Source organism: Microlunatus flavus, from assembly GCF_900110855.1.
GTDB lineage: Bacteria > Actinomycetota > Actinomycetes > Propionibacteriales > Propionibacteriaceae > Microlunatus > Microlunatus flavus.
On the sequence record NZ_FOFA01000009.1, the window covers coordinates 77164 to 103823 of the forward strand.

Annotated in this window: 29 protein-coding genes and 4 tRNA genes; 12 read left to right on the forward strand and 21 right to left on the reverse strand. The window is 73.8% G+C overall.

Going from position 1 to position 26660, the window contains the following annotated elements; genetic code table 11:
- Positions 1-326 precede the first annotated feature (326 nt).
- Positions 327-914: a C40 family peptidase gene (locus tag BMY04_RS18280; RefSeq protein WP_091184673.1), complete on the forward strand. Its 588-nt coding sequence runs from the start codon at positions 327-329 to the stop codon at positions 912-914.
- Between the two features lie 44 nt (positions 915-958).
- Positions 959-1495, forward strand: coding sequence for a GNAT family N-acetyltransferase (locus BMY04_RS18285; RefSeq protein ID WP_091184677.1), 537 nt, complete (start codon positions 959-961; stop codon positions 1493-1495).
- Here BMY04_RS18285 and BMY04_RS18290 read toward each other — a convergent pair.
- From BMY04_RS18290 to BMY04_RS18325, 8 genes are all read right to left on the reverse strand, one after another.
- Entirely contained in the window at positions 1453-2886 is a 1434-nt protein-coding gene (locus BMY04_RS18290; RefSeq protein ID WP_198410256.1) for a DHA2 family efflux MFS transporter permease subunit, read from the reverse strand. The genes BMY04_RS18285 and BMY04_RS18290 overlap by 43 nt on opposite strands.
- Before the next feature lie 47 nt (positions 2887-2933).
- A complete protein-coding gene (locus tag BMY04_RS18295) occupies positions 2934-3746 on the reverse strand; it encodes a hypothetical protein (RefSeq protein WP_091184684.1) in 813 nt (270 codons plus the stop codon).
- 34 nt (positions 3747-3780) lie between these two features.
- On the reverse strand, positions 3781-4485 hold the full coding sequence (gene rplA / locus BMY04_RS18300; RefSeq protein ID WP_091184688.1) for a 50S ribosomal protein L1: 705 nt from the start codon (positions 4483-4485) through the stop codon (positions 3781-3783).
- A 233-nt stretch (positions 4486-4718) separates the two neighbouring features.
- Positions 4719-5150 carry a 50S ribosomal protein L11 gene (gene rplK / locus BMY04_RS18305; RefSeq protein WP_091184693.1) on the reverse strand — a complete coding sequence of 144 codons (432 nt, stop codon included), beginning with the start codon at positions 5148-5150 and terminating at the stop codon, positions 4719-4721.
- A gap of 61 nt (positions 5151-5211) precedes the next feature.
- Positions 5212-5994: a transcription termination/antitermination protein NusG gene (gene nusG, locus BMY04_RS18310; protein WP_232506504.1), complete on the reverse strand. Its 783-nt coding sequence runs from the start codon at positions 5992-5994 to the stop codon at positions 5212-5214.
- Between the two features lie 141 nt (positions 5995-6135).
- Positions 6136-6570 carry a preprotein translocase subunit SecE gene (secE, locus tag BMY04_RS23415; protein WP_232506489.1) on the reverse strand — a complete coding sequence of 145 codons (435 nt, stop codon included), beginning with the start codon at positions 6568-6570 and terminating at the stop codon, positions 6136-6138.
- Between the two features lie 30 nt (positions 6571-6600).
- Positions 6601-6673 (reverse strand) — tRNA-Trp (locus tag BMY04_RS18320).
- A gap of 358 nt (positions 6674-7031) precedes the next feature.
- Positions 7032-8303 (reverse strand): aspartate aminotransferase type Ic, encoded by a 1272-nt coding sequence (locus BMY04_RS18325; RefSeq protein WP_091184704.1) that lies wholly within the window; start codon positions 8301-8303, stop codon positions 7032-7034.
- A gap of 50 nt (positions 8304-8353) precedes the next feature.
- On the opposite strand from BMY04_RS18325, the gene BMY04_RS18330 reads away from it, so the two are divergent.
- A complete protein-coding gene (locus tag BMY04_RS18330; protein ID WP_232506490.1) occupies positions 8354-9928 on the forward strand; it encodes a long-chain-fatty-acid--CoA ligase in 1575 nt (524 codons plus the stop codon).
- A gap of 27 nt (positions 9929-9955) precedes the next feature.
- Here BMY04_RS18330 and BMY04_RS18335 read toward each other — a convergent pair whose 3' ends face one another.
- The 3 genes from BMY04_RS18335 to BMY04_RS22480 all read right to left on the reverse strand — a co-directional run bounded on the left by BMY04_RS18335 (position 9956) and on the right by BMY04_RS22480 (position 13394).
- The gene (locus tag BMY04_RS18335; protein ID WP_091184711.1) at positions 9956-11008 is read right to left on the reverse strand and encodes an alpha/beta hydrolase; all 1053 of its coding nucleotides are present in this window, start codon (positions 11006-11008) and stop codon (positions 9956-9958) included.
- Positions 11009-11142: 134 nt separating this feature from the next.
- The gene (locus tag BMY04_RS22475) at positions 11143-12600 is read right to left on the reverse strand and encodes a sensor histidine kinase (RefSeq protein WP_139209977.1); all 1458 of its coding nucleotides are present in this window, start codon (positions 12598-12600) and stop codon (positions 11143-11145) included.
- Positions 12597-13394: a phosphatase PAP2 family protein gene (locus BMY04_RS22480; RefSeq protein ID WP_139209979.1), complete on the reverse strand. Its 798-nt coding sequence runs from the start codon at positions 13392-13394 to the stop codon at positions 12597-12599. Before BMY04_RS22480 ends, BMY04_RS22475 begins: the two co-directional genes overlap by 4 nt.
- A gap of 130 nt (positions 13395-13524) precedes the next feature.
- Here BMY04_RS22480 and BMY04_RS18345 point away from each other — a divergent pair, with 130 nt between their 5' ends.
- Complete coding sequence (locus BMY04_RS18345; protein ID WP_456299057.1) at positions 13525-14280, forward strand: response regulator transcription factor; 756 nt, start codon at positions 13525-13527, stop codon at positions 14278-14280.
- 43 nt (positions 14281-14323) lie between these two features.
- Here BMY04_RS18345 and treZ read toward each other — a convergent pair whose 3' ends face one another.
- The 9 genes from treZ to BMY04_RS18390 all read right to left on the reverse strand — a co-directional run bounded on the left by treZ (position 14324) and on the right by BMY04_RS18390 (position 20401).
- Positions 14324-16144, reverse strand: a complete 1821-nt coding sequence (gene treZ / locus BMY04_RS18350; protein WP_091184722.1) for a malto-oligosyltrehalose trehalohydrolase — start codon at positions 16142-16144, stop codon at positions 14324-14326.
- Positions 16145-16344: 200 nt separating this feature from the next.
- Positions 16345-17406, reverse strand: a complete 1062-nt coding sequence (locus BMY04_RS18355; RefSeq protein ID WP_232506491.1) for a UDP-N-acetylmuramate dehydrogenase — start codon at positions 17404-17406, stop codon at positions 16345-16347.
- A complete protein-coding gene (locus tag BMY04_RS18360; RefSeq protein WP_198410257.1) occupies positions 17403-17840 on the reverse strand; it encodes a MaoC/PaaZ C-terminal domain-containing protein in 438 nt (145 codons plus the stop codon). The genes BMY04_RS18355 and BMY04_RS18360 overlap by 4 nt, the downstream gene beginning before the upstream one ends.
- Positions 17837-18259 (reverse strand): FAS1-like dehydratase domain-containing protein, encoded by a 423-nt coding sequence (locus BMY04_RS18365; protein WP_091184725.1) that lies wholly within the window; start codon positions 18257-18259, stop codon positions 17837-17839. Before BMY04_RS18365 ends, BMY04_RS18360 begins: the two co-directional genes overlap by 4 nt.
- A gap of 70 nt (positions 18260-18329) precedes the next feature.
- Positions 18330-19085, reverse strand: coding sequence for a sirohydrochlorin chelatase (locus BMY04_RS18370; RefSeq protein WP_091184727.1), 756 nt, complete (start codon positions 19083-19085; stop codon positions 18330-18332).
- 33 nt (positions 19086-19118) lie between these two features.
- Complete coding sequence (rpmG, locus tag BMY04_RS18375) at positions 19119-19286, reverse strand: 50S ribosomal protein L33 (RefSeq protein WP_091184730.1); 168 nt, start codon at positions 19284-19286, stop codon at positions 19119-19121.
- Between the two features lie 131 nt (positions 19287-19417).
- Positions 19418-19490, reverse strand: a tRNA-Met gene (locus BMY04_RS18380).
- Positions 19491-19578: 88 nt separating this feature from the next.
- Positions 19579-19651: transfer RNA gene (locus tag BMY04_RS18385), tRNA-Thr, on the reverse strand.
- Between the two features lie 111 nt (positions 19652-19762).
- On the reverse strand, positions 19763-20401 hold the full coding sequence (locus BMY04_RS18390; RefSeq protein WP_139209981.1) for a hypothetical protein: 639 nt from the start codon (positions 20399-20401) through the stop codon (positions 19763-19765).
- A gap of 19 nt (positions 20402-20420) precedes the next feature.
- Between BMY04_RS18390 and BMY04_RS18395 the strand changes: the two genes are divergently transcribed.
- Complete coding sequence (locus tag BMY04_RS18395; protein WP_170854213.1) at positions 20421-21152, forward strand: dienelactone hydrolase family protein; 732 nt, start codon at positions 20421-20423, stop codon at positions 21150-21152.
- A 169-nt stretch (positions 21153-21321) separates the two neighbouring features.
- Here the strand turns inward: BMY04_RS18395 and BMY04_RS18400 are convergent.
- Positions 21322-21404 (reverse strand) — tRNA-Tyr (locus BMY04_RS18400).
- A gap of 108 nt (positions 21405-21512) precedes the next feature.
- Between BMY04_RS18400 and BMY04_RS18405 the strand changes: the two genes are divergently transcribed.
- Genes BMY04_RS18405 through BMY04_RS18435 form a run of 7 tightly spaced genes read left to right on the forward strand, consistent with a single transcriptional unit; the run spans position 21513 to position 26647 of the window.
- Complete coding sequence (locus BMY04_RS18405) at positions 21513-22547, forward strand: methylenetetrahydrofolate reductase C-terminal domain-containing protein (protein WP_198410258.1); 1035 nt, start codon at positions 21513-21515, stop codon at positions 22545-22547.
- A gap of 10 nt (positions 22548-22557) precedes the next feature.
- Entirely contained in the window at positions 22558-23370 is an 813-nt protein-coding gene (locus tag BMY04_RS18410) for a class I SAM-dependent methyltransferase (protein ID WP_198410259.1), read from the forward strand.
- A 33-nt stretch (positions 23371-23403) separates the two neighbouring features.
- Entirely contained in the window at positions 23404-23895 is a 492-nt protein-coding gene (locus BMY04_RS18415; protein ID WP_091184738.1) for a YajQ family cyclic di-GMP-binding protein, read from the forward strand.
- A 28-nt stretch (positions 23896-23923) separates the two neighbouring features.
- Positions 23924-24625, forward strand: coding sequence for a hypothetical protein (locus BMY04_RS18420; protein WP_091184741.1), 702 nt, complete (start codon positions 23924-23926; stop codon positions 24623-24625).
- Between the two features lie 8 nt (positions 24626-24633).
- Positions 24634-25737, forward strand: a complete 1104-nt coding sequence (locus BMY04_RS18425) for an alpha-hydroxy acid oxidase (RefSeq protein WP_232506492.1) — start codon at positions 24634-24636, stop codon at positions 25735-25737.
- Between the two features lie 4 nt (positions 25738-25741).
- Complete coding sequence (locus BMY04_RS18430; protein WP_091184745.1) at positions 25742-26149, forward strand: VOC family protein; 408 nt, start codon at positions 25742-25744, stop codon at positions 26147-26149.
- Positions 26150-26203: 54 nt separating this feature from the next.
- Positions 26204-26647, forward strand: coding sequence for a hypothetical protein (locus BMY04_RS18435; RefSeq protein WP_091184748.1), 444 nt, complete (start codon positions 26204-26206; stop codon positions 26645-26647).
- Positions 26648-26660: the final 13 nt, after the last annotated feature.

The window sequence follows — 26660 nt, forward strand, 5'->3', positions numbered from 1 at the left end:
GCGCAGCGAGGTCGTGCAGCCGTGTTCCGCGCATCGGGTGCGCGCTCCGGCTGGTCGGTCTCACCTGCGCGGGCCACCCGGCGTACGGGCTCTTCGGGCACCTCCGCGAGGAGGCGCCGACCAGCGGTCTTCGGCGTCCGCCATCGTACGCGGCCCGCACCCCTGGCCCCAAATCGTCGGACGGCGGCCGTCGGTGGGGGCAGATGTTCTGCCCGCCGGCCGATATCTCGGCCAGATCACGGTAACGGTGATCCATTTCACGACGACTTCACAGGTGTATCTCAAGTTGATAACGTCCGGCACTCCGCTCGACGAAGGAGTTTTGCGTGAAGGTTCAGACGTCCCGCCTCGTGACCGCGCTGGTCGCGCTGGCGGTGTCCCTCGGCCTCCTGGTGGGGAGCTCCGGTTCCGCGTCCGCGGACGAGCCGGTCCCGTCGAGCGGCGCCACGGCGGTGAGCAGCGCCCCGGTCCCGAGCACCACGACCCTCGCCAGCGCCACGGTCACGGCGCAGGACGTCGCCGTGAAGAGCACCGCCAAGGCCAGCACCACCAAGAAGAAGAAGAAGACCAAGGGCGAGAAGGCGCTCGCCTTCGCCAAGAAGCAGCTGGGCGAGAAGTACAAGTACGGCGCCGCCGGCCCGAACCGCTGGGACTGCTCCGGGCTGACGATGAAGGCCTGGGGCGCGGCGGGCAAGAAGCTGCCGCACAGCGCGAAGGCGCAGTACAAGAAGGGCAAGAAGATCAAGAAGTCGAAGCTCCGCAAGGGCGACCTCGTCTTCTTCTACTCCGGGCCCTCCCACGTGGGCATCTACGCCGGCGGCGGCAAGGTCATCCACGCGCCGAAGCCCGGCTCGAAGGTCAGCTACATCAAGATGAAGTACATGCCGTTCAAGGGCGCGCGCCGACCGGGCTGAGCCCTGGTGGCGGCCCGGTGAGGCTGGACGGGCACAGTACGGGCATGTCCGTCCAGCACTCCGCCGCCCCGTTCGAGCCCACCGCCACCGTCCGTGAGGGACGCCCCGACGACGTGGGCACGGTCGTGGACATGGTCCGCGAGCTCGCCGAGTACGAGCGGGCGGCCGACCAGGCGCGCATCACGCCCGAGCAGCTGCACCGCGCGGTGTTCGAGGGCGCGGCCCCGGGCGGGCACCCCGCCGCCTACCTGCTCGTCGCCGAGGAGCCCGGCGCCGACGGTCCCGTGGTCGTCGGCTTCGCGCTGTGGTTCCTGAACTACTCCACCTGGGAGGGCGTCCACGGGATCTACCTCGAGGACCTCTACGTCCGTCCCGCCTCCCGCGGCACCGGAGCCGGCCGGGCCCTGCTGACCGCCCTCGCCCGCACCGCCGTCGAGCGGGGCTACGCCCGGGTGGACTGGTCGGTCCTCACCTGGAACGAGCCGGCGATCGGCTTCTACCGCCGCATCGGCGCGATCCCGCTCGAGGAGTGGCGCACCTACCGCTTGACGGGCTCGGCGCTCGCGTCGCTGGCCCGCTGAACCCGCGCGCCGCGACCCAGCCCGAACCAGCTGACCCCGGCTCCGACGAGCAGGGCGGCGGCCCCGGCGAGCATCGCCGTGGGGAAGCCGTGCTGCAGCGCCGTGGGGTCCTCGGTGCTGGCCGTGGAGAGCCCGGCCAGCGCGGGGATCACCGCGACGGCCAGCAGCCCCGCCGTACGCGCGACCGCGTTGTTCACCCCGGACGCCGCGCCGGACAGCTGCTCGGGGGCGGCCGCGAGGACGGTGGCGGTCAGCGGCGCCACGGCGAGCGAGAGCCCGAGCCCCAGCAGGACGGCCGAGGGCGCCAGGTCGGTCAGCCAGTGCACGTCGGCGTCCAGCCGCGCGGCGAGCGCGAAGGACGCGGCCGCCAGCAGGCTCCCGGTCGCCATCAGGACCCGTGGCCCGGTGCGGACGGCCAGGGCCCCCATCCGCGACGACAGCAGCAGCATGAGCACCGTGGCCGGCAGCATCGCCGTGCCCGCGGCCAGCGGTGACCAGCGGGCTACCACCTGCAGCTGCAGGACCACCAGGAACCCGTAGACGCCCAGCCCGCCGTAGATGAAGAACGTGGCGGCGTTGGTGGCGGTGAAGACGCGGTCGCGGAAGATCCGCAGCGGCACGAGCGGGTGCGAGCTGCGGTCCTCCACGACGACGAACGCGACCCCGGCGGCCAGCCCGACCACGCCGGCGGCGACGACCGGGGCCGTCCAGCCCCGGCTGCCAGCCTCGGTCAGGGACCAGGTCAGCCCGGACAGGCTCACGACGACCGCGACCGTCCCGAGGAGGTCGAGCCGGCTCGTGGCGTCGAGGGTGTCGCGCGTCTCGGGGACGTGGCGGAGCGTGCCGAACAGCACCAGCGCGGCGAGCGGGAGGTTGATCAGGAACACCAGGCGCCAGTCGAGCGCGACCAGCCAGCCGCCGAGGAACGGGCCCACCGCCCCGGACAGCCCGCTGAGCCCGGCCCACAGCCCGACCGCCCGCGGCTGGTCGCGCGGGACGAAGGCCGAGGACAGGATGGCCAGGCTGCCCGGGGTCAGCAGGGCGGCCCCCACCCCCTGCAAGGCGCGGGCGCCGATGAGGACCTCCGACGACGGGCTGGCCGCACACAGCGCGGACGCGACCGCGAACCACACGACCCCGGCGAGGAAGACGCGGCGCCGGCCCAGACGGTCGCCGAGGACGCCGCCGAGCAGGATCAGCGCCGCCAGCGTCAGCGTGTAGGCGTTCGTGATCCACTGCAGCGCCACGAAGCCCGCGTCGAAGTCCTCGCCGATCCGGGCGAGCGCGACGTTCACCACGGTCGAGTCGAGGAAGGCCATCCCGGAGCCGGCGATCGTCGCCGCGAGCACCCAGCGACCCTGCGCCGTCCCCATGCGTACGGACCCGGCCACGTCCCAACCCCCTGGGGTTGCCGGTGCCGGCGCGGCGTGCCCCGCGCCTACTCGGCGAACCTCACCAGGGAGACCGTACCGGCGACGGCGAGGACGAAGCCCAGACCCGCGAGCGGGAGCTGCCCCGGGAGCACGCCGTCGCCGAAGAGGACGACCCCGAGCAGCGACGGCACGAGCAGCTCGAGCATGAAGGTCACCGCCGTCACGGTCGTGACGTCGCCGCGCTGCAGGGCGAGCGCGAAGAAGATCGTGCCCAGGACGCCCTGCACCACGACCGTCCACACGAGCGGGTGGGCGAGGGCGGACCAGCTCAGGTGCTCGGCGGAGAAGGCGCGGGAGGCCAGCGCCACGCCCGTCCAGGCGAGCCCCGCCGCGGCCGCGAGGACGACAGCGGCCGTCTTGCCCCGGAGCCGGAGCCCTACCAGGCCGACGGCGACCGGCACGACCGTGGCCGCGAGCAGCAGCCACTGCCCCGGCGGCAGGAGCGGCGCGGCCGGCGCGGGGTCGGCCGTCACGCAGAGCAGGACCAGGCCGGCGGCGAGACCGCCCAACGAGGCCCAGTCCCGCCAGTCCAGGCGCTGGCCCCGGAGCGCGGCGACGAGCGCGGTGACCCCGACGCTGCCCACGAGGATCGACTGCACGAGGAACAGCGGCAGCCGCTGGAGGGCGACGACGTTGCCGACGAAGCCGACCCCGTCGAGCCCCAGGCCCACGAGGTACGGCAGCTGCCGCAGGATGCGCCCCACCCCGCCGAGGCCGCTCACCTCACCGGTGGAGTTGGCCCCGACCGACTGCAGGACCGAGCCGAGGCCGTAGCCCACGCACGCGACGAAGGCCGCCACCCAGCTCAGAGCGAGCACGGGTGACGGCCTTCGGGGACGAGACGGGGAGCTTCTACTGCTCCACGTCCGCCTTGACGCGGTTCGGGTCGACCGGGATGCCCGGGCCCATCGTGGTGGAGAAGGTGATCTTCTTGAGGTAGCGGCCCTTGGACGCGCTCGGCTTGAGCCGGAGCACCTCGTCGAGCGCGGCGAAGTAGTTCTGCTGCAGCTGCTCGGTCGAGAAGGAGGCCTTCCCGATGATGAAGTGCAGGTTGGCGTGCCGGTCGACGCGGAACTCGATCTTGCCGCCCTTGATGTCGGTCACGGCCTTCGCCACGTCGACGGTCACGGTGCCGGTCTTCGGGTTGGGCATCAGGCCGCGCGGGCCGAGGACGCGGCCGAGGCGACCGACCTTGCCCATGAGGTCCGGCGTCGCGACGACGGCGTCGAAGTCGAGGTAGCCGCCGGCCACCTTGGCGATGAGGTCGTCCGAGCCGACCTCGTCGGCGCCGGCGTCCAGCGCCTGCTGCGCCCGGTCCCCGGTCGCGAAGACGAGCACGCGGGCGGTCTTGCCGGTGCCGTTCGGCAGGTTCACGGTGCCGCGGACCATCTGGTCGGCCTTGCGCGGGTCGACACCCAGCCGCATGGACACGTCGACGGTCTCGTCGAACTTCGCCTTGATGTTCGCCTTGGCGAAGTCCAGGGCCTCGCCCGGACCGTACAGCTTGTCGGCGTCGACCTGCTCGGCGACGGCGTTGTAGTTCTTGCTGCGCTTCATCTCTGGTCCTTTCACTGGCCAGTTCTGGTACGAGCTGCGCGCTCTCCCAGGTACTTCGTGGTGTGGGTGCTCAACCCCGGGTGTCGGTGGGCGCATTCCCACCGGTCACCGAGGACCGCCCGGCCTGTCTGGACGAGTCGCTGACGAACACGCCTTTCGTTCGTCAGCGGCGAGGAAGACAGGCCGTGGAGGGCGGTCCGAGCGCGATCCGCGAGCTTGCGAGCGGGCGCCGATCACTCAGCGACGGTGACGCCCATCGAGCGGGCCGTGCCCTCGACGATCTTCATCGCGGCGTCGACGTCGTTCGCGTTGAGGTCCGGCAGCTTGGTCGTCGCGATCTCGCGGACCTGGTCGCGCGTGAGCTTGCCGACCTTGGTGGTCTGCGGGACGCCCGAGCCCTTGGCGATGCCGGCGGCCTTCTTGATGAGCTCCGCAGCCGGCGGCGTCTTGGTGATGAACGTGAACGAGCGGTCCTCGTAGATCGTGATCTCGACCGGGATCACGGTGCCACGCTGGGCTTCCGTCGCGGCGTTGTACGCCTTGACGAACTCCATGATGTTGACGCCGTGCGGGCCGAGAGCCGTACCGACGGGCGGCGCGGGCGTCGCGGAACCGGCGTTCAGCGCGACCTTGACGAGCGCGGCGACCTTCTTCTTGGGAGGCATTGCGTGTGGGTCCTTCGTGGGTGGGTTGGTGCTGTGCCCGGCGACAGGCTCGCGGGACGGGTCAGATCTTCTGGATCTGCGGGAAGGTCAGGTCGACCGGGGTCTCACGACCGAGGATCTCGACGAGGGCCTTGAGCCGCTGGTTGTTGACGTTGATCTCGGTGATGGTGGCGTGCACGCCGGCGAACGGCCCGTCCACGACCATCACGGAGTCGCCCACCGCGAAGTCGGCGACCTCGATCTTCTTCTTGCGGCGCTGCGGGACGTCGGCACCGGCGGTCGCCGCGGCGACGACGGACGGGGCCAGCATCTTCTCGACCTCGTCCAGGCTCAGCGGCACGGGCGAGTTCGAGTGGCCGACGAAGCCGGTGACCGACGGCGTGTGCCGCACGGTCGACCAGGACTCGTCGGTCAGGTCCATGCGGACGAGCACGTAGCCCGGGAGCACCGTGCGACGGACCTGCTTGCGCTGGCCGTTGCGGATCTCGGTGACCTCTTCGGTGGGCACCACGATCTCGTAGATGTAGTCCTCCATGTTCAGCGAGGACACCCGGTTCTCCAGGTTCTGCAGCACACGGTTCTCCATCCCGGAGTACGTGTGGATGACGTACCAGTCGCCGAACTTCGCGCGGAGCTCCGTGCGGAACGTCTCGAGCGCTGCGGCACCGACGTCGGTCTGGTCGTCGTCACCCTCGTCCTCGTCCTCCTCCGGCTCGCTGGAGGCGCCGAAGTCGAGGTCGATGTCGTCGGTGTCGCTCTCCTCCGGGGCGCTCGGGCCGCCGAAGTCGAGGTCGATGTCCACGTCGCTGTCGGTGCTCGACGCGGTGGTGGGGCCGAGGTCGATGTCGAAGTCGGCGTCGTCCGTGGTGCTCGCGTCGGCGGTCGTGGGGGCAGAGCCTTCTGCCGACCCCGCCTCAGGGCGCGTGTCGTCGTCGAAGGTGTCGGGCACGTCAGTCGTCTCCAGTGTTCTCGGGTGCGGGCGGGTTCAGCTGAAGATCGCGAAGATCAGCTTGCCGATGCCCAGGTCGAGCAGGCTCACGAACGCGATGACGAACAGCACGAACACCAGCACGACGAGGAAGTAGTTGCCGAGCTGCTGCCCGGTCGGGTAGACGACCTTGCGCAGCTCGCCGACCGACTGCCGGACGAACGCCGCAGGCGTGGTGCGCCCGGGCGTCTCCGCCACGTCGCGCTTGGCCGTCGGGGTGCCCTTGGGCACCGGAGCGGTCTTGGAGCCGCGCGCCACCGCGCTGCTGCCGGCACCGGCTGCGACCCCGACGCCGGCGGTCTCGAGCTCAGCCGGCTCGAGGTCGTCGGACGCGACGCGCTCGGAGTCCGACGCGTCGGACTCGGTCAGCTCCGCCGGGAGGTCGGCGTCCGACGAAGGGTCCGAAGCCGCTGCCTCGTCCTTGTCTGCCACGTGTCCTCCCGGTCGTCTCGTTCGCGTTCGCAGGGCAAGAGGGACTTGAACCCCCAACCTTCGGTTTTGGAGACCGATGCTCTGCCAGTTGAGCTATTGCCCTCCGGCGCTCCGCCCTCGCGACGACGTACCCGGTCTCCGGGCACGGCGGGGCAGGGGTGCAGCGCCAAGAGTTCATAGTAGTCGAGGTCGGAGGACGGGTCGAACGCGCATGTTCTCTGTCCTCGCTCCGCTCAGACGCGGACCAGGCTCTGGTCCCCCGCCTTCCTCGTCGAGGCTGACGACGAGAAGCGTGTCGTCATCCTCTCCTCGTCCAGGCAGGGGCGCCTGGTCCGGCGGTGGTCCGGCTCAGAACCCGCCGACCTCTTCGAGGCCCTTCGACAAGCTCAGGGAGCGTTTCACCGCGCTCAGGGAGCGTTCCTCGCTGATTCCCCAGCGAGCTCAGGGAGCGTTCCGGGCGCTCAACCGTTCAGGCGCTGCTCGGTGGCGGCGAGGAGGACGCAGGTGGCGAGGCCCTCGATCGCGGCGGCCACGTCGGAGGGCGCGGGCATCGAGGGCGCGATGCGGATGTTGCGGTCGCGGGGGTCGCGGCCGTACGGGAACGCCGCGCCGGCGCCGGTCATGGCGATGCCGGCGTCCTTGGCCAAAGCGACGACGCGGGACGCCGTCCCGTCGGGGACGTCGAGGCTGATGAAGTAGCCGCCCTCGGGGTCGGTCCACGACGCCAGCTCGTGCTCTCCCAGCCGCTTGGCCAGGATCTCGGCGACCTGGTCGAACTTGGGCCGCAGGATCGCGCGGTGCTCGCGCATCAGGCGGCGCACCCCGTCCGCGTCGCGCAGGAAGAGCGCGTGGCTCAGGTGGTTGAGCTTGTCCGGGCCGATGGTGCGCTTGGCGAGGTGGCCGAGGTACCAGGCGACGTTCGCGGGGCTGCTGCCGAAGAACGAGACGCCGGCACCGGCGAACGTGATCTTCGAGCTCGAGGCGAACACCAGGACCCGGTCCGGGTGGCCCGCCGCGGCCGCGAGGCCGAGGACGTCGATCGCGGGCCGCTCCTCCTCGGTCAGGTGGTGGACGGCGTACGCGTTGTCCCAGAAGATCCGGAAGTCGGACGCCGCGGTCTCCATCTCGACGAGGGCGCGGGTGACCTCCTCGGTGTAGACGGCGCCGTCGGGGTTGGCGTAGGTCGGCACGACCCACATGCCCTTGACGCTCGGGTCGTCGGCGACGAGGGAGCGGACCTGCTCCAGGTCGGGGCCGTCGGGTCCGAGGTCGACCGAGACCATCTCGATGCCGTAGGTCTCGCAGAGCGCGAAGTGCCGGTCGTAGCCGGGGACCGGGCACAGGAACTTGACCGGCTGGTCCACCCAGCGGGGACCGTCGGTGGTGCCCTTCAGCAGGCTGAAGACGAGCGCGTCGTGCATGATCGACAGGCTCGCGTTGTCGCCGGCGACCAGCTGCGCGGGCGGGATGTTCAGCAGCGGCGCGAAGATCTCGCGGATCTCCGTCAGGCCCTGCGTCCCGCCGTAGTTGCGGCAGTCGACCCCGGCGGCGTCGGTGTAGCGGCCCGCCCCCGGCAGCTCGAGGAGCTCGTTGGAGAGGTCGAGCTGGGCCGCGGACGGCTTGCCCCGGGTGAGGTCGAGCTTGAGCCCCTGGGCGACCAGGGCCTCGTACGCCGCGGTCTGCTCCGCGTGCAGGGCGACCAGCTCGTCGTGGGACAGCTCGGACAGGCGCATGGGGCTCAGCCTATCGAGCGCGGCCGAGCGGCCCCTGCCATTCTTGGCCCGTGACAGCGACGTCGGGGACCGGTGGCCGGGACGGTTCGAGCGGCGGGCGGGTGAACCTCGCGCACTGGGTCCGCCAGCGGGCCCACGCCAGCCCGGACGCCGTCGCCGTGCGCCAGGGCGGGACGGACCTGACGTACGCCGCGCTCGACCGGGCGTCCGCCGCCTTCGCCGTGCGGCTGCGGGACCTCGGCGTCGCCCCCGGCGACCGGGTGGCCCTCGTGGCCCCCAACGTGCTCGCGTTCCCGGTCGCCTACTACGCCATCCTGCGCACCGGGGGCGTCGTCGTCCCGATGAACCCGCTGCTCAAGGCGGGCGAGGTGGCCTACACCTGGCAGGACTCCGGGGCGCGCGTCGCGGTCGTGCACGCGATGTTCGCCGGCGAGGCGCAGGCGGCGGCCGCGACCACGGGGACCACGGTCGTCGTCGTCGGTCCCGACGACCTGGCGGCGCCCGACGAGGTGGACGCCGACGCGCTGGAGGTCGCCGAGCGTGAGCCCGAGGACACCGCGGTGATCCTCTACACCTCCGGCACCACCGGGCGGCCCAAGGGCGCCGAGCTCACCTTCGCCAACCTGCGCTCCAACACCCTCGTCTGCGTCGAGACCCTGTTCCGCAACGGTCCCGACGACGTGCTCTTCGGCGGGCTGCCGCTGTTCCACTCCTTCGGCCAGACCTGCGCCCTCAACACCTCCGTCGCCGGCGGGTCCTGCCTGACGCTGCTGCCGAGGTTCGACCCGCGCGAGGCGCTCGAGGTGGTCGCGCGCGACCGCGTGACGATCTTCCTCGGCGTGCCCACGATGTACATGGCGCTGCTCGGCGTGGCCGACCGCGACGCGTACGACACCAGCTCGGTCCGCCTCGGCGTCTCCGGCGGCTCGTCGCTGCCCGTCGAGGTGCTGCACGGCGTCGAGGAGGCCTTCGGGATGCAGGTCCTCGAGGGCTACGGGCTGTCGGAGACCTCGCCGGTCGCCTCCTTCAACCATCCGGACCGTCCCAGCAGGGCGGGTTCGGTGGGGGTGCCGATCCGCGGCGTCGAGATGGCCCTGGCGCGACCGCCGCAGGAGGACGAGGACGACACCCACCACGACGAGGTCGAGCTGCTCGCCGACGACCCCGACGCCATCGGGGAGATCGTCGTGCGCGGGGAGAACGTGATGCGCGGCTACCGCGGCGACCCGGCGGCAACGGCCGAGGCGGTACGCGGGGGCTGGTTCCACACCGGCGACCTGGCCCGGCGCGACGCCGACGGCTACTTCTTCATCGTCGACCGGGTCAAGGACCTGATCATCCGCAACGGGTTCAACGTCTACCCCCGCGAGGTCGAGGAGGTGCTCTACGCGCACCCGGCCGTGGCCGAGGCGGCCGTCGTCGGCGTTCCCGACCCGGCCCACGGCGAGGAGGTCGGCGCCCTCGTGCAGCTCAAGGACGGCGCGCAGGCGAGCGAGGAGGAGCTGCGCGACTTCGTGGCCCAGCGCATCGCGGCCTTCAAGTACCCGCGGGTGGTGCGCTTCGGGCCGGTCCCCAAGGGCCCCACCGGCAAGATCCTCAAGCGCGAGATCCACCTCGAGCGCTGACGCCTCCCCCGCGCACGGGGCGAGGCGTCAGCCCTTGTGCGGGTGGTACAGCCACTCCAGCGCCTGCGGCACGAAGGCGGCGTAGTTGCGGTAGTTGTGCCCGCCCGTGGGGAACACGACCGAGGAGACCCCGGGGTCGGTGCCGACCAGGTTCAGGAACGCGCGGGACATCGCGTACGAGTCGCGGTCCTGCTCGCCCGTCACGACGAGGAGCCGCCGGCCCTTCATGCCGTCCTCGTGCTCGTACAGCCAGGTCGGCGAGTTCTCCTCGCGCAGCTTGGGCCGGTTGCCGAAGAGGTTGCCGGTGGTGTGGTCGGTCAGCGGCGTGTAGTAGCCGCCGAGCCCGACCGCGGCGCTGAACTGCTGGGGGTGGCTGAGCATCAGCTTCGCGGCGCAGAAGGCCCCGGTGCTCCAGCCGATCTCCGTCCACGGCCGGTGGTCCGTGCGCAGGTCGCGGTCGACGGCGGAGTACACGTCCTGGTCGAGCCAGTTCTCCGCCTGCGGGCCGCCGGGGACGTTCGTGCACTCGGTGTCGCGCGGCGGGTCCGTCATCAGCGGCGGGAAGACGGCGACGAACGGCGCGACCTTCCCGCTCTGGATCTCCTGCACCGCCGCGTCGGCGAAGCCGAAGTGGCTGAAGGTCGTCGACGGGTCGGAGGGCTGGCCGGGGAGGAACATCAGCACCGGGTAGCGCCTCTGCGCGTTCTGCGGGGCGTCGTAGCCCGGCGGCAGCCAGACGAGCACCTGGTGGCTGCCCTCGTTCGTCGGGCCGCCCGCGACGGCGAGGGTCTTGATCGTGCCCTGCCCGTTGCGCACCAGGCCCGCGGTCCGGATGCCCGGCGCGGGGGCGGAGCGGCCGAACAGGTCGGCCCACGAGCTGTAGAAGCTGTACTGGTCGTTGACGTAGAAGAACAGCGAGAAGACCGCGAGGACCTGGCAGAGGAGCACCGCGACCAGGCGGGTGGCGGTGCCCAGGACCCGTCCGTGCGGCCGGGACCGCCACAGCAGCGCCAGCCCGACCGGGGCCAGGCAGGCCAGCACGATCGAGAGCACGAGCAACGAGTGGCTGGTCAGGCCCATGGGTCCTCCTCCGTACGCCGGACCCGCACCGGTCCAGCACACCGACGGTGCCGCCGAGCACTGAGCCAGCGCTGTGCACGGCTCCTGCCTCCCGGACCCGCAGCCGCCGACCTCTTGAAAGCCCACCGGCAGGCTCAGGGAGCGTCCACCTCCACCACCGGCAGCACGACGCTGAAGCGGCACCAGCCCTCGGGCGTGGCCCCGGTGCTGATCGTCCCGCCGTGCAGACGGACCACCGCCGCGCTGATGGCGAGGCCGAGACCCGTGCCGCCGGCCTCGCGGGCCCGGCCCGGCTCGAGCCGGACGAAGCGCTCGAAGACGCGCTCGCGGTCCTCGGCGCGCACGGGCGGGCCGTCGTTGTCGACGTCGACGCGCACCTCCGACTCCCCCGGCCGGAGCGTGACCGCGACCTCGGCCACGGCGTGCCGTACGGCGTTGTCGAGCAGGTTCCGGAACACCTGCCCCAGCCGGCCCGCGTCGCCGCTGACCTGGGCGGGCGGCAGCTCGGCGCGGACGACGGGTCCGCCGAGGGCGCGCAGCCGGCGCACCTCGCCCTCCAGCACGTCGTCGAGGTCGACGTCGCGCAGCACCGGGAGCAGCGTGTGCGCGTCGGCCTTGGCCAGCGTCAGGAGGTCCTCGACGAGGCCCTGCAGCCGCTGCACCTCCGCACGGACGACCGGCGCCAGCTCCAGGCGGGCCGCGGCGCCGGGGTCGGCCGCGGTGAGGTCGAGCGCCGCGACGAGGGTCGCGAGCGGGCTGCGCAGCTCGTGCCCCGCGTCGGAGAGGAAGGCGCGCAGGGCCTCGTCGGAGTCCTCGAGACGGCCGAGCATCGCGTTCATCGTCTGGGCGAGCAGCGCGACCTCGTCGCCGGTCGGCGGCACCGGGACGCGGGCCGAGAGGTGCGCCGCGTCGACGGCCTCGACCTGCCGCCGGATGCGTTCCACCGACTGCAGCGAGCGCCCCACGAGGAACCGCACGGCCAGCCCGACGAGCACCAGCAGCAGCGGCAGGGCGAGGAGCAGGAAGAGCGCGACCGTACGGACGGTGTCGGCCTGCACCTGGACCGGTGAGGCGACCAGCACCCAGACGGGCCCGCGGTCGGCGACCACGCGCCGGACCGCGACGAGGTGGTCGTCGGGGTCGTCGAGCAGGGGCAGCTCGGGCAGCGTCGTGATGACCGTGGAGTCCGTCGTCGGCCGCAGCGACGACAGCGGGGTCCCGGCGAGGCGCGGGTCCGAGGTGGCGAGGACGTCGCCGGCGGCCCCGACCACCTGGGTCACCTCGCCGCGCCGGCCGCCACGCTGCACGGCGAGCTCGGCCGCCGCGAGCCCGTCGCTGCGCACCAGCGCCGTGATGTCGCTGGCCCGGTTGGACACCTCGGTCCGCTCGGTCGTGACCAGGGCGGCCTGGAGCAGGACCAGCAGCACGGCCGAGCCGGCGAGCAGGGCCACGCCGACGACGACCACGGCCGTCACCACCGAGCGGCGCCGCAGGCCCCAGCGCGCCGGCCCCCAGATCCGTACGGCGTCGCGCCCCCCGTCGTCGGCGGCGGCCTGCCCCGGCTCGCGGCGGGGTGGGGACGCCCGGGTCACCAGCGGGGTGCGGAGCCGCCGTCGCGGGCGTGCTCCTCCTCGTCCCCGCGACCGGTCGGCGGGGCCGAGGTCGGCAGGACCGGCCAGGCCGCGACCAGCGCGGCCGCGACGCCGGCGGCGGCGAGGCCGAGCAGCCACCCGCCGAGCACGTCGGTGGGCCAGGCGTGCGCCCGGTCGAGCTGGCCCCAGGCCACGCCGGCGCTCAGCAGGAGGCCGGCGACGAGGCAGGCGGCCCGGGCGCTCCCACGGTGCACCAGCAGGACGCCCGCCAGGGCGAGCACGCCCCACAGGGCCTCGGCGTCGGCGGTGCGGACGGACGGGAACGAGCCGTCGAAGAGCGGCACCCCGAGCATCACCGCCGGCGCGGGCCGGACGGTGCCCAGGGCGAGCGCGAGCAGCTGGACCAGCGCGGCGGTGGCCACGGCCACTCCCAGGACGGCGGCCCCCAGCAGCGGCCGGTGGGCCCAGCGCCACAGCAGCACGACCGCCACGACCGTGACCAGCACGAGCACCAGCGGCGTTGCCAGGCCGACCGCGACGCGGGCCACCTCCGAGCCCACCGGTCCCCCGCCGTGCCCGAGGTCGCGGCGCACCGCGGCGTCCCAGCGGTCCCGGCCGTCGCTGCGCAGCACCACGGCCGCGACGACGCCGAACAGCGCGAGCGCGGCCGCGGCGACCGTCGCGCCGCCGACCGCGACGACCCGGTGCGGCAGCACCTGGGGGGTCGGCGGCGGGGCGGGCGGGCCGGCACCCGCGCGGCGGCGCCGCCCGAGGAGGGGGACGGGAGCAGGCATGGGCCATGGTCCGCACGACGGGCTGTGGTCAGACTGAGCACGTCGAGCCACCTCCGCCCGCCTGCACAGCGTGCGCACAGCCCGGTGCCCGAGCCTCGTGCGAGGCGGGCCCGGACGAGGCGGCTGCGCCGTGCGAGGAACGGGAGAGGCGGACATGCGGGTGCTGCTGGTGGAGGACGAGCCGCTGCTGGCGCGCACCCTGGTGGCCGGGCTGGGGGCCGAGGGCTTCCGGGTCGACCACCAGGCCGACGGGGTCGACGGGCTGTGGGCAGCGACCGAGCACGCGTACGACGTGATCGTCCTCGACATCATGCTGCCGCGCCTCAACGGCTACGACGTGCTCAAGCAGCTGCGGGCGCGCGAGATCTGGACCCCCGTGCTGATGCTCACGGCCAAGGACGGCGAGTACGACCAGACCGACGCCTTCGAGCTCGGCGCCGACGACTACCTGACCAAGCCCTTCGCCTTCTCGCTGCTCGTCGCCCGGCTGCACGCGCTCGCGCGGCGCGGGCCGGGCACCCGGCCGGTGGTGCTCAAGGTGGGGTCGCTGGCGCTCGACCCGGTGCGGCGGACCGTGCACCGCGGGTCGACCGAGGTGCCGCTGACCGCCCGCGAGCTCGGCCTGCTGGAGTACCTGGTCCGCAACGCCGGCGCGACGGTGACCAAGGGCCAGATCCTCGACAACGTCTGGGACCCGGCCTTCGAGGGCGGCACCAATGTGGTCGAGATCTACGTCGGCTACCTGCGCCGCAAGATCGACGAACCGTTCGGCCTCACGACGCTCACCACCGTCCGGGGCGTCGGCTACCGCCTCGTCCCCGACTCGGGGGCCGAGCCCGTGCGGGTGCCGACCGGCCCCGTCCGCGCCCGCGGCCCGCGCCGCTGAGCGCGGACCGCCCGTGCGGTCGGACTGATCGGGCGCCGGGGCCCTAGCCGCCCGGCGTGTACGAGGTCGGCAGCGTCGGCAGCTCGACGCGGGCCACGAGGGCGCTGGTCGGGCCGAGGTGCACGGTCGCGTCGCCGAGCTCGACCTTGCCGACGCTCAGCAGCTCGCCCACCACCGGGTGCTCGAGCTCGACGTCGGCGGGCTGCTGGCCGAAGTTCACGACGACGACCGTGTCGTCGCGCGTCATCAGCAGCCAGCCCTCGTCGTCGTCGGACTGCGCGTGGCCGGCCTCGAAGCGCGGGTCGGTGAAGGCGGGCTCCGTCCGGCGGATCTCCAGCAGGCGGCGGTAGAGGTCGAGCAGCTCGGCGTGCCCGTCGGAGTCGACCTCGTCCCACGCCAGCTTGGAGCCGTAGAAGGTCTCGGGGTCCTGCGGGTCGGGGATGTTCGAGGTGTCCCAGTCCATCGCCTTGAACTCCTCGATCCGCCCCTCCTGGACGGCCGTGGCGAGCTCGGGCTCGGGGTGGGAGGTGAAGAACCGCCAGGGCGTGCTCGCGCCCCACTCCTCGCCCATGAAGATCATCGGCGTGAAGGGGCTGAGCAGCGTGACGACCGCGGCGATGGAGAGCTGGTCGGTGCTCAGCCGCGCCGAGAGCCGCTCGCCGGTGGCCCGGTTGCCGATCTGGTCGTGGTTGTCGCTGCAGACGACCAGGCGCCAGGTGCGGGTCCGCAGCGTGTCGATCGGGCTGCCGTGGCTGCGCCCGCGGAACGACGAGCGCGTACCGGTGTGGAAGAAGCCCGCCTCGGTGACCTTGCCGAGCGCGTCGAGGGAGTCGAAGTCGGCGTAGTAGCCGCTCGTGTCGCCGGTGAGGCTGACGTACAGGGCGTGGTGGAAGTCGTCGCTCCACTGCGCGTCGAGCCCGTAGCCGCCGCCCTCGCGCGAGGTGATGAGGCGGGGGTCGTTGAGGTCGGACTCGGCGATCAGGGTCAGCGGGCGACCGACGAAGGCGCTCAGCACCTCGGCCTCGATCGCCAGCTCCTCGAGGATGTGGATGGCGCGGGTGTCGTGCAGCGCGTGCACGGCGTCGAGGCGCAGGCCGTCGACGTGGTAGTCGCGCAGCCACTGGTGCACGTTGTCGACGATGTAGGCGCGGACCTCGTCGGAGTCCTCGCCGTCGAGGTTCGGCGACTCGCCCCAGGTGTTGGTGCCGCCGGCGTTGAGGTACGGGCCGAACTCGGGCAGGTAGTTGCCGCTCGGGCCCATGTGGTTGTAGACGACGTCCTGGATGACGCCCATGCCCCGGGCGTGGCAGGCGTCGACGAAGCGCTGGTAGGCGACCGGGCCGCCGTACGCCTCGTGGACGGCGAACCAGAGCACGCCGTCGTAGCCCCAGTTCCAGGTGCCGTTGTAGTCGTTGACCGGCATGATCTCGACGAAGTCGATACCGAGCTCGACGAGGTGGTCGAGCCGCCCGGCGGCCGCGTCGAGGGTCCCCTCGGGCGTGAACGTCCCGACGTGCATCTCGTAGATCACGCCGCCCGGCAGCTGCCGGCCGGTCCAGCGCTCGTCGGTCCAGCCGAAGGCGAAGGGGTCGTAGGTGCGCGACCAGCCGTGCACGCCCTCGGGCTGCCGGCGCGAGCGGGGGTCGGGGCGGACCTCGCCGGAACCGTCGAGCTCGTAGCCGTAGTCGAACTCCCCCACGCCGGGCTCGCCGGAGGGGCCGGACGGCAGCGCGCCGTCGACGGTCCACCAGCCCTCGTCGTCGCGCGTCATCGGCACGGTGGTCGCGGTGCCGCCGACGGGGCGGACGTGGAGGGTCACCGAGGAGGGGATCGGCGCCCACACGGCGAACGGGGGGATGCTCACGGCGTCGTCTCTCTGATCAGGCGCACGGTCTACGAAGGGCCGCGCGTCGCGGTGACGCTACCGGCCCGGGAGCCGGAGTGGCTGCGGGTCTTGCCCGGCACCCGCTGGGATCGACCCGCTCGATGCGCGGCCGGCCCCGGGTCCCCGCCCGGCCGCGGCCGCCGACGCCATCGAGTGGGGGGAGGACGGCGAGCCGTCGCTCAGAGCTCGCAGCCGACCAGGACCGGCTCGGGCTCGAGGGTGATGCCGTACGCGCGGCGGACCCCGTCGCGGACCTCGCGGGCCAGGGCCAGGACGTCGGAGGCGTGCGCCGACCCGCGGTTGGTCAGGGCGAGCGTGTGCTTGGTCGAGAGCCGGGCCGGCCCGTCGCCGAACCCACGGCCGAAGCCGGCACGCTCGATGAGCCAGGCGGCACTGGTCTTGACCTGCCCGTCGGGCTGCGGGTAGCGCGGCGCGCCCTCGGGTAGCCCCGCTGCGGCGGCCTCGTCGAGGACGGGGTTGGTGAAGAACGACCCGGCCGACCAGGTGTCGGGATCGACGTCGTCGAGCACCATGCCCTTGGACGAGCGCAGCCGGAGCACCGCCTCGCGCACCTCGGCGGCCGGCACCCGCGCGCCCGCCTCGACCCCCAGGACGCGCGCGAGCTCGGCGTAGCGCACCGGCGCGGACAGCGAGCCGAGCCGCAGCTGGAAGGTCACGTCGAGCACCACGTAGCGCCCGGGGTGGGCCTTGAACACCGAGCTGCGGTAGCCGAAGCCGCACTCCACCGCGAAGAGCGTGCGCACCTTCCCGGTGCTGCGGTCGAGCGTCCGCACGGTGGTGATGTGCTGGCCGACCTCGGCCCCGTACGCGCCGACGTTCTGGATCGGCGTCGCGCCGACGGAGCCGGGGATGCCGGACAGCGCCTCGAGCCCGCTGAAGCCGCGCTCGACGGTCAGCGCGACGAACGGGTCCCACGGCTCCCCGGCGGCCACGGTGAGGACCGCGCCGGAGCAGGCGGCCACGTCGTCGGCGACGCCGCGCGTCGCCACCTTGACCACGGTGCCGTCGAAGCCGGCGTCGCCGACGAGGAGGTTCGACCCGCCGCCGAGCACCAGGACGGGCTCGCCGGCCGCGTCGAGGGCGCGGACGACCGCGACGAGCTCGGTGGCGGAGGTGACCTCGACGTAGTCGCGGGCGGGGCCACCGACGCGGAGGGTGGTCTGCGTCGCGAGGGGCACGCCGTGGCGGGCGGGGAGCCCGCCCAGCACCGCCGCCGTCACGCGGGGTCCCGGGCGAGGACGACGCGGGCCGCGCCGAGCACCTTCTCGCCGCCGCAGGTGACCTCGAGGGTCACCGTGGTGGTCTCCTCGTCGGCGGCGGTGACCGTTCCGGAGACGAGCAGCTCGGCGCCGACCCCGTCGTCGGGCACGGGCACCGGACGCGTGAACCGCGCCCCGTACGACACGAGCCGCGCGTCCGGGCCGGCCCAGGCGGTCACCGCCCGCGCGGCGACGGCCATGGTGAGCATGCCGTGGGCGACGACGCCGGGCAGCCCCAGCGAGGTCGCCGCGTGGTCGGAGTAGTGGATGGGGTTGAAGTCGCCGGACGCGCCGGCGTAGCGCACGAGCGACTCACGCGTCAGGTGGGCGGTGAGGGGCGGCAGGACCGTCCCGGTCCCGACGGTCCCAGCGGTCTCCGTGGTCTCGGTGGTCACGCGGCCTCCTCGCGGGTGTGCACGAACGTGGACGCGGCGCTGAGCACCGGGGCGCCGAGGACGTCGGCGACGTCGACCGTCACCGAGACGATCTCGGTCGCCCCGCGCACCCGCACCTTGTCGATCCGCAGCGTGGCCGTGACCAGGTCGCCGGCGCGCAGCTCGCGGGTGTAGCGGAACTGCTGGTCGGCGTGCACGACGCGCTCCAGGCTGAGCCCGAGCTCGGGGTCGGTGAACAGCGAGCCCCAGGCCGCGTTGGTGACGACGGCGGCGAAGGTCGGCGGCGCCGCCGGGTGCGCCTCCTCGACCAGCGCGGGCTCGCCGACGGCCGCCGCGAACTCCGCCAGCTTGACGCGCGTGACCTCGTACGGCTCGGTGGGTGCGTACGCCTTGCCGGCGTGGTCGGGCGTGATCGGCACGGGGACGAGGCTAGCCGGGAGCGGGCCGGCCCCGCCTGCTGAGCGGGGACGGCACGCGCCGGGCCGGCACCTACCGGCCGAGCGCCGCTGCGTAGCGCGCGAGCACGAGCGGTGCGGCGAAGGCGCCGAGCGGCTCGACGACGGGCCAGCCGCGCTCCTCGAACCGGGCGCGGACCGGGTCGAGCAGCAGCCCGTCGGCCAGGAACAGCGGCCAGAGCGCGACCGGCTCGCCCAGGTCGCCCAGGACCTGGTCCACCCGCGGGTCGCAGGTGCCGAAGGCGGCGCGGACGCGGCCGCGGCGGCCGTCCGACAGCCGGGCGGCGAGGTCGGCGACCGCCTCGTTGGCCTCGGCGCGCGACGAGCCGACCGCGAGCAGCACGGCGTCGAGGTCGCCGTCGACGCCGGCCCCGTCCAGCGCGCCGCGGAGCACGTCGCCCACGTCGTCGCCGGTCCCGAGGACGTCGGCGACGACGAGGTCGAGCCCGCTGGACGCGGACGCGGCCGCGACCGCCTCGGGAACGTCGACCCGGGCGTGGAACGCCTGCGTGAACAGCAGCGGGACGACCACCGCACGTTCGTGGCCCTCCTCGGCCAGGAGGGCGGCGACGGCGCCGAGGTCCGGCTCGGCCAGGTCCAGGTACGCCGCGTGCGCCGGGACGCCGGCCGCGGCCCCGACGGCGATCATCAGCGCCTCGATGGCGTCGGACCCGCGGGGGTGGCGGCTGCCGTGGGCGAGCCCGACCACGGGGACCACGTCGGCGGCCGCGACGGAGGAGGAAGCAGACGAGCCGCCCGCGGTGGCGGGCGGCTCGTGGAAGAACGTCATGCGGGGATCATGCGGGCGCAGGCCCCGCGGACCTCAGCGGGTCTCGCGGTGGACCGTGTGACGCCGGTCCTTGGGGCAGAACTTCTTCAGCTCCAGGCGGTCGGGGTCGTTGCGCCGGTTCTTCTTGGTGATGTAGTTGCGCTCCTTGCACTCGGTGCAGGCGAGCGTGATCTTCGGTCGGACGTCCGAGGACTTGGCCATGGTGGTGCTTCTTCCTGGTGGGGTGCCCGGACCGACTGTGTGATGCCCGAGCCCTGTGTCTCTCACGAGACGTGCCCCTGACGGGGCGCGCCCCTCGCGGGGCGGTGCTGCTGCCGTGCTGGTCGTGCGCGTAGCGGGAGCGGGACTCGAACCCGCGACACAGCGATTATGAGCCGCTTGCTCTACCGCCTGAGCTATCCCGCCGTGGTCGGCTACCGGTGACCGGTCGGTCCAACGAGGCGCGAACCCCGGATGTTCCGCCGGTGCGCGGCGGCACCGGAGCGTCTGACCGAGCCCCCATGCGGAATCGAACCGCAGACCTTCTCCTTACCATGGAGACGCTCTGCCTACTGAGCTATAGGGGCACTTCCCTGCTGGTCGGCGCCTGACCCTGGGGCCCGGCACCGGCGCACAAATGTACACAGACCTGACCCCCGGAAGCGAACCGGAACGAGACGTGGTCCCCCGGCGCCCGCTCAGTCCGCCGCCCGCAGCGCCGACGGGTGCAGCAGGGGGACGTAGCCGGCGGCGAGCGCGGCGACGGTGGGGGCCGGCGTACGAACGGTGACGATGCCCGGCAGAGACTCGCGGACGAGGGGCTCGCCGTAGCCCTCGAACGACCAGCGCAGCACCCGCTTCCCCGCGACGAGCCAGGCTCCGTCGTCGTGCTCGACCAACGTCCCGTCGGGCAGGGTGGCCAGTGGCGCCTCGTACGTGCGGTGCACCCCGGGAGCGACGAGCCGGGCGGCGTGCAGGCGGCGGTCGACCAGGGCCGCGGTCGTGTCGGCCGGGAAGGTCTGCGTCCACGCCTCACGGAACCGCCGGTGGTCGGCGGACCGGCACTCGCCGCACGGCCGGTGACCGGCGGCCAGGGCCGTCGGCTCGTCGAGCACGTAGAGCTCCGTGAGCCGACCAGGGCGCCACTGATCCCGGTGCCGACCGTGGAACTCCAGCACGCAGCAGACCCAGCCCAGGCCGCGGGCGTGACGGGCGAGCCGCCCGCGCTCGTCGAGCAGCGCGCCGCGGTTGCCCCACAGGATGCCGCGGGCCGCGACGGCGTGCAGCGAACCGTCCGGTGCGACCCGGTTCGCACGACCGCTGGCGTTCGGCGTCACGTGCCCTAGGGTGCCGCGCGTGAAGACCCGGGAGCACCGCATCGTCATCCCTGCCGCCGACGTCGAGATCCAGGCCGTCGTCATCGAGCCGGTGGGCGCTCCGGCACGGACCGGGGTCCTCTACTTCACCGACATCTTCCAGGTCACGGAGTCGACGCTGCGGACCGCGCGCCGGCTCGCCGCCGAGGGCTTCCTGGTCTGCCTGCCCGAGATCTACCCGCGCGACTTCCCCGGCGTCGCGCTGGAGTTCGACGACGCCGGCAAGGCCGACGGGCTGGAGGGGGCCGCGCGGACGACCACCGCGCAGTTCGACGCGGACGCCGCCGTCGTCCTGGACCACCTCGCCGCGCGGGAGGACCTCGACGAAGTGGTGGCCGTCGGCTTCTGCCTCGGCGGCCACCTGGCGTTCCGGGCCGCCTTCGACCCGCGGGTCGCGGCGACCGTCTGCTTCTACCCCACCGGCCTGCACGACGGAAAGCTCGGCGCCGACGTGGCCGACTCGCTCGAGCGGGCCGCCGACGTGCAGGGCCGGCTGATGGTGATCTTCGGCAGCGCCGACCCGCACGTCCCGGCGCCCGCGCGGCTGCGGACGATCACCGCCCTGTACGAGGCCGGGCACGAGCACCTGGAGCTGCACGTGTTCGCCGGCGGGGAGCACGCCTTCATGCGCGACGTCGGCGCGCGGCACGACCCGGAGCTCACCGACCGGGCGCTGGTGGAGGCGGTGTCCTTCCTGCACGGCCGCTCCTGACCATCGCGCCACCGAGGGAAGTGGTCGTCCGCAGCGGGTCGCACGGTGTGTCGGAGCCCCGGACCGGCCACTGCCCGGGCGCACGCCGGACCGGACGCGTCGTACGCCGGCGGCCGGGGGACGACGAAGGCCGACGTTCCCGGTGGGAGCGTCGGCCTTCGTCGTGGTGTGGCAGGTGTTGGGTTCGAACCAACGTAGGTGTACACCGGCAGATTTACAGTCTGCTCCCTTTGGCCGCTCGGGCAACCTGCCATCGCCGGCGGACCGGCGCAGCGGAACACTACCAACGCCGGGCGGCTGCCGCGAAACCGTTCACGACCGCGGGACGGTCGGTTCGCCCGACGGTGGAAGGCTGGGGCGGTGCACGTGGTCACCGAACCGCCGCGTCCCGGCTGCCCGAAGCGGATGCACCACGGGCCGTGCGGGGGCGTCCGGGCCGACGGGTTGTGCGAGATGGCGGCGACGCCGTGCGTGTTCCTCGAACCGCCCGACTGGCCCTCCGCCCCGGAGCCCGCGACGACGCGGACCGCCGTCCGCGCCCCGCTGGTGCTCACCGACCTCAGCGCGCCACCCGCCGACGCGGCGACCCTCGCCCGCGTGGTCGAGGTGCTCGCCCCCACCTGCGACGCCGTCCTGGTGGGCGACCACCAGGACCGCCCGGACTTCCCGCCGAGCACGCTGGCCCGCCTCGTCGACGCCGCGGGCGGCGTGCCCTGGGTGACGATCGCCTGCCGCGACCGCAACCGCGTGACCCTCGAGCAGGAGCTGCGGGCCCTCGCCCTCGACGGCCTGGCGACGGTGCTCTGCGTCACCGGGGACGGGCGCGCGTACGACGTCCGCCCCGACGTCACGCAGGTGTTCGACCTCGACGGCACCCGCCTCGCCTCCCTGGCGGCGGCCCTGGGCCTGCCCGTGGCGGTGCCGGAGACGCCGACCGCGCCGCCGCGACGGTTCCGGCCGGCCCGCCTCGTCCACAAGCAGCGAGCCGGCGCCGGGGTCGCGGTGCTCAACCACGTGCCCCGTACGGCCGACGTCGCCACGTTCGTCGGCGAGGCCCGGCGCCTCGGGCTCTGGATGCCGGTCGTCGCCTCGGTGCCGGTCTTCACCGACGCCCGCTCGGCCGCGGTCCTGCGCGCCCTGCCCGGCCTCGAGATCGACCCCGACCAGGTCGAGGAGGTCCTCGGCGCCGACGACCCCGTGGCGGCGGGCATCGACCGCGCCGTCCGGGAGGCCGAGGCGCTGCTCGCCGTCCCGGGCGTCGCCGGCGTGAACCTGTCCGGCATGGCCTCGGCGCGCGGGGTCCTCGAGGCGGCGGAGATCCAGGCGGAGACGGGTCGGGCGGTCCGCGCGCGGGTAACGCAGGCGCGTGGAGCGAGCCCCGAGACCAGCCGCTGACGAGCGCACCGTGAAGCAGGAGGCGACCGACGTCGACGGCCAGGGCGAGTCGGCCGCGATGGACGCCGAGTTCGACACGGTCGCCGCCTGGACCGCCGACGTCGCGCTCGACCTCGGGCCCGAGCACCACGTCCCGGCGGGCTGCCGGGGCAGCGGCGGCCCGGCGGCGCTGCACTGGTTCCTCGACCGGCTCGCCCCGGAGCCGCGCGCAACGTTCCTCGACGTGGGCGCCGGGGTCGGCGGGCCGGCCGGCTTCGCGGCCCAGGAGGCCGGCGTACGCCCCGTCCTCACCGAGCCGCAGGCGGGCGCCTGCCGGGCGGCGCGTCGGCTGTTCGGGGTGCCGGTCGTGCAGGCGGGCAGCGCGCTGCCCGTGCGGGACGCGAGCGTCGACGTCGGGTGGTGCCTGGGCGTGCTGTGCACGGTCGCCGACCAGCCGGCCTTCGTCGCCGAGCTGCGCCGGGTGCTCGCGCCGGGCGCCCGCCTGGGGCTGCTCGTCTACGTGGCGGAGCGGGCGGACGTGGCCGACGCACCCGAGGGCAACCACTTCCCCACCGCTGACGGACTGGCGCGCCTGCTCGACGGAGCCGGGCTGGACGTGGAGGACAGCGCCCACCTCGCCGACTTCGCCGGCACCCCGGCCCTGTGGCAGGAGCGGGCCGACGCCGTGGACGCCGAGCTCGAGCGGCGCCACGGCGACGACCCGCGCTGGCGGACGGCCGAGGAGCAGTCGGGCCGGATCGGTCGCCTGATCGCGTCGGGCGAGGTGCGCGGGACGATGCTCGTCGTCCGCCCGCGCCCCGTACGGACCTCCCGGCCCGCCTGAGCCCGCGGACCGCGAACGGGGCAGGATGGGGCCGTGGCTGCGGAGAGCTCGTTCGACATCGTCAGCAAGGTCGACCGCCAGGAGGTCGACAACGCCCTCAACCAGGCGGCGAAGGAGATCCGGCAACGGTTCGACTTCAAGAACGCCGAGGCGTCCATCGCCTGGTCCGGCGAGGCCATCGAGATGGAGGCCGTCTCGGAGGAGCGCGTGAAGGCGGTGCTGGACGTCTTCGAGTCCAAGCTCGTCCGCCGCGGCGTGAGCCTCAAGTCGCTGGACGCCGGCGAGCCACGCTCCTCCGGCAAGGTCTACAAGATCACCGCGACGACGACCGAGGGCATCAGCACCGAGAACGCCAAGAAGGTCGCCAAGCTCATCCGCGACGAGGGCCCCAAAGGCGTCAAGACGCAGGTCCAGGGCGAGGAGCTGCGCGTGAGCAGCAAGAGCCGCGACGACCTGCAGGCCGTGCAGGCCCTCGTCAAGGGCGCCGACTACGACTTCGCCGTGCAGTTCACCAACTACCGCTGACCACCACCGCAGACTCAGGAGCGCAGCCATGGGGATCCTCGACGACCTGAAGCACAAGGCCGAAGCGCTGGGCGAGAAGGCCCGCGAGGGCCTCGACGTCGCCCGCGACAAGGCCGGCGACCTCGTCGACGACGTGAAGGAGCGCGTCGGCCAGCACGAGGGCGACCACGCCCCGACCGGCGAGAGCAGCGACATCGGCCCCGACTCCAGCAGCACCGACGCGGTCCAGCCCGGCTACGTGACCGGCGAGGACGACGTCGTGGGCGCCGGCACCGGCGAGGACGCCCTCGACGACGAGACCGACGCCGACGAGGCCGAGGCCGACCCGGACGCGCAGGACCCGGCAGCCGCTGCCGACGACGCCGTCGTCGAGGAGGAGGCCCTCGTCGCCGAGCCGGACAGCGCGACGACCACCGAGACCGACGCCGCTGACGCCGACGGCGCCGCCGGTTCCGCCGACGCGCTCGACACCGTCGACCCGGCGGGCGCCGAGGGCGTCGACCACGGTGCGGACGCCTCGAGCGACGACGCGGGCGACGACGCGACGTCGGGGACGGTCGGTGACGACGCGGCCGACGAGGCGCCGTTGGAGCCGCTCGCGACCGAGGTCGACCCGTACGACGAGCCGCTGTCGGAGTCGATCGGTGCGGAGCTGTCCGACGCGGACCGCGAGGCGCTGACCGAGGCGGTCGAGGGCGGGTCGTCCGGCCGCCCGGGGCAGGACTCCTGACCGCGGGGGTGCGCGGCCCGGAGGACGCCGCGCGCGCCGGGACGGCGGTCGACGACCCGGCCACGACGGGGGCCGAGCCGCTCGACGAGGCGCTGCCGGACGTCGACGGCCTCGAGGCCGAGGCGGCCGAGGTCCTCCCGGACCACGTCGTCGGCTACTTCCGCGGGCCGACGGGCGCGTACGGGATCGCGACCGACGCCGACCGGTGGTCGCAGGTGCGGTTCCGGCCGCACGTGCTGCGGGACACGAGCGGTCTCGGTCTGGCGACGACGGTGCTCGGCACGCCGGTCGCCAGCCCCGTGCTGGTGGCGCCGATGGCGCAGCAGCGGGCGGCGCACCCCGACGGTGAGGTGGCCACGGCCCGGGCCGTCGGGCGCCGCGGCACCCTGCTCGGGGTCTCGAGCAACACCGGGGTGCGCTTCGCCGACATCGACGCGGTGGGCGCTCCGTGGTGGTTCCAGGTGTACGTGATGGACGACCGCGAGGCGACCGCCGAGCTCGTCACCCGCGCGGCGCAGGCGGGGGCCCGCGCCCTGGTCCTCACCGTCGACACGCCGGGCGTCGACCCGCGCCGGCCCCGGTTCGAGCCGCGGTCGTGGCCGGAGCGCTACGGCATGCAGGTGAACATCCCCGGCGGCGAGGACGGACGGCGCGTGTTCCGCGGGACGCGGGACCTCTCCGTGCGCGACATCGGGTGGCTGCGCGAGCTCACCGGGCTGCCGGTGGTCGTCAAGGGCGTGCTGCGCGGGGACGACGCCCGCGCCTGCGTCGACGCGGGAGCGGTCGGTGTCGTCGTCTCCACCCACGGCGGCCGCTGCCTCAACCAGACGGTCCGCTCGGCGGACGCCCTGCCCGAGGTCGTGGCGGCGGTAGGCGACCAGGCCGAGGTCTACGTCGACAGCGGCCTGCGCACGCCGGAGCACGTGGCGGCGGCGCTGTGCCTGGGCGCCCGGGCGGTGTTCCTCGGCCGGCCGGTGCTCTGGGCGCTGGCGACCGGCGGCGACCGCCGCGTCGAGCAGCTGCTGGAGGGCTTCGAGACCCAGCTCGAGCGGGTGCTGCGCTCCCTGGGCGTCAATGCCCTGGCCGAGCTCGGACCCGATCTGGTGGTGTGAGGCCATGGCCCTGCGCATCAGCCACCTCAGCGTCGACTCGCACGACGCGCACGCCCAGTCCCACTGGTGGTCGGAGGTGCTCGGCTGGTCGGAGGACCCCGAGGACCCGAACCTGCCCGGCCACGAGGAGTGCATGATCTTCTCCCCGGACGGGCGCCGACGGCTGCTGTTCATCGAGGTGCCCGACGCCAAGGCCGTCAAGAACCGGCTGCACCTCGACCTCGTGCCCACCGACCGCAGCCGCGAGGAGGAGGTCGAGCGCCTGCTCGATCTTGGCGCGACGCAGCTGGCCGACCACCGCCGGCCCGACGGCACCGGCTGGATCACGCTCGCCGACCCGGAGGGCAACGAGCTCTGCGTCCTCACCTCGGAGCTCGACCGACCGGACCCGTACGCGCACCTGGTGCGCTGAGGCGGGTGCCGTCGGTGAGCCGGGGCCGGTCCCGGATCGCCTAGCCTTCGGCCCGTGGTGATGAGCGCGAAGGTCGACGGCACCGAGCTGGAGATCGCCCGCCTGTGGTCCCGGCGCCCGGTGATCACCGCCGGCGGGCGCGAGCTGCCCAAGGACGAGCTCGGGCACTACCAGCTGCGCGACCGGCGCGGGGTGCGCACCGTGACGACCACGTTCGACTGGCGCCAGTTCGGCCCGCGCCTGCGCGTCGGCGACACCGACGTCCTGCTCGGTCGCCCCATCCCGGGCTGGGTGCGGGTGGCGTACCTCGTGCTGCTCGTCGTCGGCGTCGGGCTCGGCGGCGCGCTCGGGGGCCTGGTCGCCGTGGCCAGCGCGATGGGCAGCGCCGCGCTCCTGCGCCGCGAGGACCGGCCGGCCTCGATCGTGGTCGCCGCCGCCCTCGTCCCGCTGGCAGGCGTGGTCGTCTACCTCGGCCTGGCCACCGCGCTCGCCCGCTGATCTCCCTCGCAGC

What these genes read in the sequence shown, in the direction of transcription:
- rpmG (WP_091184730.1), bottom strand. Translation starts at nt 19,286, where the DNA reads ATGGCCAAGTCCTCGGACGTCCGACCGAAGATCACGCTCGCCTGCACC.
- rplA (WP_091184688.1), bottom strand. Translation starts at nt 4,485, where the DNA reads ATGAAGCGCAGCAAGAACTACAACGCCGTCGCCGAGCAGGTCGACGCC.
- BMY04_RS18325 (WP_091184704.1), bottom strand. Translation starts at nt 8,303, where the DNA reads ATGCGCCTGTCCGAGCTGTCCCACGACGAGCTGGTCGCCCTGCACGCG.
- BMY04_RS18335 (WP_091184711.1), bottom strand. Translation starts at nt 11,008, where the DNA reads ATGGGCCTGACCAGCCACTCGTTGCTCGTGCTCTCGATCGTGCTGGCC.
- rplK (WP_091184693.1), bottom strand. Translation starts at nt 5,150, where the DNA reads ATGCCTCCCAAGAAGAAGGTCGCCGCGCTCGTCAAGGTCGCGCTGAAC.
- BMY04_RS18370 (WP_091184727.1), bottom strand. Translation starts at nt 19,085, where the DNA reads ATGACGTTCTTCCACGAGCCGCCCGCCACCGCGGGCGGCTCGTCTGCT.
- BMY04_RS18430 (WP_091184745.1), top strand. Translation starts at nt 25,742, where the DNA reads ATGGCCCTGCGCATCAGCCACCTCAGCGTCGACTCGCACGACGCGCAC.
- BMY04_RS22480 (WP_139209979.1), bottom strand. Translation starts at nt 13,394, where the DNA reads ATGCCTGCTCCCGTCCCCCTCCTCGGGCGGCGCCGCCGCGCGGGTGCC.
- BMY04_RS18285 (WP_091184677.1), top strand. Translation starts at nt 959, where the DNA reads ATGTCCGTCCAGCACTCCGCCGCCCCGTTCGAGCCCACCGCCACCGTC.
- BMY04_RS18420 (WP_091184741.1), top strand. Translation starts at nt 23,924, where the DNA reads ATGGGGATCCTCGACGACCTGAAGCACAAGGCCGAAGCGCTGGGCGAG.